Genomic DNA, 6,122 nt, shown 5'->3' with positions numbered 1-6,122 from the left:
CGCCAAACTTTTGGTCGGAAACGAAGTATTTCGGCTCGTCTCCGAAGTTCAATCTGCCTACTACACGGCTGTAGCGGCAAAACAGTTGGCTGGAGTGCGGCAGGAAATCAGCAAAGGTGCGAAATCGTCTTTTGAACTCTCGAAGAGGATGTATGAAGCGGGCAACCTCAGCGATCTCGATCTCGCCAATCAGCAAGGTGCTTATGAGAGCGCCCGAATCGAATGGGCAAAAGCCGAAACCGAGGCGCTTTCTACCAGAGAGCGACTCTCTACTCTTTTGAGTTTATGGGGCAAGGATATTAACTGGAAAGTCCAGAATCAACTCCCTGCTCCCCCCAAGAACGAAATGGATCTCGCTCGACTGGAAGCTCTTGCCGTGGCACAGCGACTCGATTTAGGTGCCGCTCGCCAAGAAAGTGAGACCATCGCACATGCCCTCTCGATTGCGCGCCAGCAGGGTGGGATAGGTTCGGCGGAGATCGGAGTCAGTACGGAGCGGGAAACACATGGCGGATGGGTACTAGGTCCGGTTTTGAAATTCGAGTTACCCATCTTCCATCAAGGCCAGACCAAACTTTCGCGCCTGGAATCTCAGTTGCGGCAAAGTGAGCTAAAGTACGAAGCGCAAGCGATAGAAATCCGTTCCGACGTTCGGGATCTTCGTAACCATCTCGTTGCCCAGCGAAACCTAATTGAACACCACCGCAAAGTTATGATTCCCGTTCGAGAACGCATTGTGGCCCTTACACTCAAAAAATACAATTTTATGCTCACCGGAATATTTGATTTGATCGCTGCAAAGCAAAACGAATTTGATGTGTATCAAGCTTACATTGAAGCGATTCGAGACTATTGGATCACTCGGGCGAAGCTACGGCTTGCTGTGGGTGGTCGGTTGCCGGGGGAGAAGGAATCAAAAGGATAGACAGCAATGTCGGCGCAATAACATGGAACCGGCGCTTTTTTGAAATCGAAAAACAACTAAACTGAAGGAGAATCCTCGTGATTTCCAGAAGAAAATTTATTGCATCCACCGGAGTTGCTGCAATGCTAGGAAGCCTGGCGCAATTTACCCGCGCAGATGCTCATCCACAAGGTGGACTACCGACTCAAAAAACTTCCCTTGGTCGTACTATTCTCGGAGGGGGGAATACGGGACATACACCGGTCGTCATTCCCAATGGAAGTTCCCTCCCTTGGACGATGAAAAACGGAGTCAAGGAATATCATCTTTTCGCAGAGCCGGTCGATCGTGATTTCGCCCCTGGGATGAAAGTCAAGTGCTGGGGTTACAACGGCGAATCACCCGGTCCTATCATCGAGGCTGTGCAAGGTGACCGCGTCCGTATCTTGGTGACCAATCGCCTCAAGGAGCATACGACTGTCCACTGGCACGGGATTCTACTTCCCAGCGGGATGGACGGCGTAGGCGGATTGACTCAGCCACATATCAAGCCGGGGGAGACCTTCGCCTACGAGTTCCTTCTCAAAGATGCCGGTACATTTATGTATCACCCTCATGCGGATGAGATGGTCCAAATGGCATATGGGATGATGGGAATGTTTATCGTCCATCCGAAAAAACGAGAAATAAATTCTGCAGATCGCGATTTTTCGATCATGCTCCATGAATGGGCGGTTCATCCTGGAACATATCGACCGGATCCGTCTGTAATGCTCGATTTCAATATGTTTACGATGAATGGCAAAGTGTATCCGGCTATCGAGCCCCTTGTCGTGCGCACTGGCGAACGTGTGCGTATGCGTTTCGGGAACCTGAGCATGAACCAACATCCAATCCACTTGCATGGTTATTCTTTCAAAATCACGCACACCGATGGAGGGCCTATCCCGCCATCAGCCCAATGGCCCCAGACCACGGTTCCCGTTCCTGTTGGCAGCACACGTGACATTGAGTTTGTCGCGGATATCGCAGGAGATTGGGCCATGCATTGTCATAAATCCCACCACACCATGAATGCCATGGGTCACGAAATTCCCAACCTCACCGAAGTCAATCAAGGTGAGACAGAACAAAATATTCGTGCGCTTATACCGGGTTATATGGCCATGGGTGAGACGGGCATGGGGGATATGCAAGACATGGCGAGCTACATGCCCGGACCGAAGAACACTTTGCCCATGATGATGGGCAAAGGGCCCTTCGGCAACATCGAGATGGGCGGTATGTTCACTGTACTGAAAGTGCGAGACGACATCACCAACTACAATGATCCTGGTTGGTACAAGCACCCCAAAGGGACGATTGCGAGCCGAGTCTCGTCTAATTGATTGTTGGGGAACGATGGGCCGCCCTCCCAGTCGTGTACAGGGCGGCCCATTTCCCAATAAAGCGCCATGACTATTCTCCTCTGGCCTCCCCGCCAAATAACCGGCGGTGCTCCTTAATAATTCGACCCCTTAAAAATTCAATGCTTTTGAAATCTAATAAAATACCATTCAAACAGGTATTCAAGACTCGAACCTGTAATTAAATAGGACGGGAGGGGGGGGCGTGGACAGGCCTGCTTCACGGCCATGACAGCCTCTGAAAGAATCCTTGCTAGTGGACCTAAAAGGTCATCACAAACGCTGGATATTCAAGAGTTTCCGGCCGGACGAACCTACCATGAAATTGGCTGGGCCAGGACGCCACGCTTGGGTCTCATCAGGCGACCTTCTTATAGTAGTTATTCAATCTAGATGGGGTCCACTTTTTACGAAGCACAATATGGGCTCGCCTGCGGCCAGTACGGCGACCCAGTAAATACACGACGGAAGAACCCATAGTTGGCTTCAAAATCTTTCAAATTCGCCATTCATGTTGTGCTGTAATTGTGCTGTATAAAATCCCCTAGGTGTCTTCTGATCCAAGGAATTATTTTTGGCTCCTGATTTCCTCGCCATTTTCCATTATTTTTCCGGGTTTTTATGGGTTTTTCCAGGTATCTTTTGTGTTTTCCGGGATATTTTGTAGGTTTTTAACCCGGCTTTCCCCGCGAATCCCCGTGTTTCCCCGGTTTTAGAATTTCTGGACTTCAAATCCAGTGTGCGGGGCTAAACCCTTCGCAGGTGGGTTCGACTCCCACGCATTCCCGCCAATTTAATCAAATATTTACAAATGTATTTTTCTCGGGCAGGATTCTTCCCGATATTCATCACGACAAGATATAAAGGTGGCGAGGCACCATATCAGCAGAGGCGCCGCGTAAAGAACTCCAACTCCCCACCCCTCATCAATGAGACAAGAGAGGAATTTTTTCCATGTTGAACTTCACCCAATTCGACGAGCTCGTATGTGATGTCCTCGTGATTGGCGGCGGGGTGGCCGGAATGATGGCCGCCCATGAGGCCCATCTCGCTGGCGCTCATGTAATGTTGCTCACCAAATCGACATTCCCCGCGGGGAGCTCCTCCATGGCCAGAAGAGGATATGCGGCCCCTCTCGGCCATGTGGATTCCCGAGACAACCCTTATGAGCATTGGAAAGAAATCATCTCAGGGGGCTACGGCATCAACAATCAGCGCCTGGCACGGATTATGGCCGAAGAGGTTATCGAGCGGACCTACACCATCGATTCATGGGGTCTGGGTCTTGTGAAAATCGATGTGGACAAATATGACCAGGAGTACAGCCCGGGCGAGATCTATCCCCGCCTTTTGCATTGCGTCTCCGGCATGGGCAAGCCCTTGATGAAAATTCTATCGACGAGGGTGAAAGAGTTGGGCATCGAGGTGCACAACAATTCTTTTTTGGTGGATTTGCTCAAAGATGCCACCGGAACCGTAGTGGGTGCCTGGGGTTTTAAACACCGGGAGGGAAAATTCATCGCCATCCGGGCCAAAAGCACCGTTCTTTGTACGGGCGGCGCGCCCCAGCTACACCGAATAAACGACTCGCCGCCACAGGTAACCGGAGACGGCTACGCCATGGGTCTCCGAGCGGGCGCCGAGCTTATTGACATGGAAATGATCGATTACGTTCTAACGACAGGCTGGCCGGAAAAGATGGAAGGCTATGGCAGCAACAGCCATACTTTCCTTGCCGCGGGGGGACAATTCCTCAACCGCGACGGCGAGCGTTTCATGAAGCGCTATAATCCTGATGCGAAGGATGGTGTCTATGAGAATGGACATCGCTCAGTCATCAACCGCGGAATCGGCACCGAAGTCTTCGAGGGACGCGGAACGGATCATGGCTGCATCTATTTTGATGTTAGAGATGCTATCGGTGCGGTAGGTGAAAAAGGAGAGAACATCTCAAGGGCCTTCAAGAATGCCGGGGTTGATCTGCACAAAGAGCCCTTTGAGGTCTGTAGTTGTCCGCATACTTTTCTCGGCGGGCTGCGAATCGATGAACATGGACACACCACGCTTCCAGGCTTCTACGCTGGCGGCGAGGCGACAGGCGGGGTCCACGGCTCTAATCGCCTGGCCGGGGCCGCGCTTGCCGATAGCTTTGTTTTCGGCTCGCGCACAGGACGGACAGCCGCCCGGGAAGCGGCGGAAAGGAAATCGCCCGCCATCCCCAAAAGCGCAGCAGAGGAAGTTCGCGCCTCGCTTGCCCAGCGCGAGTCCGCCTCTGGCGGCATGAGCCCCGAGGCGTTCCGCCTCGCGCTCCAGGAAAATGTCTACAACAACATTGGCCAAGTTCGCTCCGAGGAGCGCCTGCTGAAAGGCCTCGCTCGCCTGAAGGCGCTTCGCCAAGAGGCCCACTCCGTTTACCTCGAGAGCGAAGCCGAGCCAAAACGCTTCAAGGAGCTCATGAACATCATTGAGACCGAAAATTTGATCGATGTGGCCTCCATGATCGGAACCTCCGCTCTTTTGCGCACGGAAAGCCGAGGGGGGCACGTACGCTACGATTTCTCCGAGCAGGATGACGAGAACTGGAAGGTCAACCTGGTCGCCTTCAAGGGCGAGAAACCCGGCGAGGTCAGAACGCGTATCGACGCTATTGTTGAGGAAAACTTCTCGGCTCCCGCGCCTGCTTGAGAATCAAGATTAAAAAAAACCGACGCCCCCCGGGAGGGAGGCGTCGGCAGTGGGAATCCAACCGCAAATTAGAATATGGGTTATGAATCCGCCCGAAACGGACACCCCATCAACACAAGTTTATTTTTTCTTCGTCGCGCCGACGCTCTTCAAAATTTTCCCATACGCCGCAAATTCTTCTTGAATATTTTTCTTAAGAGCGTCCCCCGAAATCGGGGTAGGCTTGTCGCCCATTTTGCTGAGTAGTCTTTTGTAAGTTTTGTCTTTTACCAGCTTATTGAAACCATTCACCAAAGTGTCAATATTTTCCTGGGGAATTCCTTTAGGGCCGATGACAAAACGCTTCGAGGCAAGAACAAAATCCACCCCTTGCTCACGCCATGTAGGCACTTTGGGAAATAGCTTGTTCCGTTTTTCGGCGGAAATGCCCAGAATTTGAACCTGTCCCCTTCGATACCGGCCCAAAGTTCCGCCCGTGGCCGGAAGCGCACCGAAGGTATCGATATGGCCACCCAGGCCGGATCGATAAGCGGGGCCCCCGCCTTTAAAGGGGATATGTTTTAATTTAATTCCCGCGTCAGCCATCACCTTCAAGAGCATCAAGTGGCCAACACCGAAAATGCCCGATGAACCATAGCTCAACTTTCCGGGGTTCTTTTTCGCAAAGGCCTTGAATTGCTTGAAATTTTTCCATGGCTGCGACGCCAACGCCGCCATCATGTAGTCGGCTTTAGTAAACAGATAGACGTACTCAAAGTCTTTGAAGGAATCGTAGCCCATATTGCGGACATGCGGGCTAACCGAAAGGTGGGATGACGATGCCATCATCAGTGTATGGCCATCAGGTTTGGCTCTTTTCAACGCACCCATACCGATCTTGCCGCCAGCGCCGGGCATGAGCTGAACGATCATGGGCTGGCCCAGATACGTATAGGCGACACTTGCCACGGCCCGCGCATTCAAGTCATGACCACCGCCAGCACCCAGGGCAACGATCAATTTAATCGGCTTCCACGGAAATTTCTTCGCCGCATCGGCTGTAGTCGTTCCCATGAAAAGAAGCGACATAGACAGTACAACTGCAAAAGCGAAACGCCATTTGATTTTACTCATTGCCTTTCCTCCCT

General features: G+C 52.0%; 4 protein-coding genes. 3 read left to right on the top strand and 1 reads right to left on the bottom strand.

Annotated features, from left to right (window positions below; all coding sequences use genetic code 11):
- The 3 genes from HOJ95_02030 to HOJ95_02020 all read left to right on the top strand — a co-directional run.
- Window positions 1-925, top strand: a 925-nt coding sequence (locus HOJ95_02030; protein ID MBT6393460.1) for a TolC family protein, incomplete at its 5' end; no start/stop codon positions are given.
- Window positions 926-1,002: 77 nt separating this feature from the next.
- On the top strand, window positions 1,003-2,292 hold the full coding sequence (locus HOJ95_02025; GenBank protein MBT6393459.1) for a copper oxidase: 1,290 nt from the start codon (window positions 1,003-1,005) through the stop codon (window positions 2,290-2,292).
- A 972-nt stretch (window positions 2,293-3,264) separates the two neighbouring features.
- The gene (locus HOJ95_02020; GenBank protein ID MBT6393458.1) at window positions 3,265-4,995 is read left to right on the top strand and encodes an FAD-binding protein; all 1,731 of its coding nucleotides are present in this window, start codon (window positions 3,265-3,267) and stop codon (window positions 4,993-4,995) included.
- A gap of 120 nt (window positions 4,996-5,115) precedes the next feature.
- Here the strand turns inward: HOJ95_02020 and HOJ95_02015 are convergent, their stop codons facing one another.
- Entirely contained in the window at window positions 5,116-6,108 is a 993-nt protein-coding gene (locus HOJ95_02015; protein ID MBT6393457.1) for a tripartite tricarboxylate transporter substrate binding protein, read from the bottom strand.
- Between the last annotated feature and the right edge of the window lie 14 nt (window positions 6,109-6,122).

The organism is Nitrospinaceae bacterium (assembly GCA_018669005.1).
Taxonomy (GTDB): domain Bacteria; phylum UBA8248; class UBA8248; order UBA8248; family UBA8248; genus UBA8248.
The sequence above is the reverse complement of the archived record's forward strand: the minus strand, read 5'-3'. Positions and strand labels throughout refer to the sequence as shown.

Coding starts and splice junctions, on each gene's coding strand:
- HOJ95_02020 (MBT6393458.1), top strand. CDS start 3,265: ATGTTGAACTTCACCCAATTCGACGAGCTCGTATGTGATGTCCTCGTG.
- HOJ95_02015 (MBT6393457.1), bottom strand. CDS start 6,108: ATGAGTAAAATCAAATGGCGTTTCGCTTTTGCAGTTGTACTGTCTATG.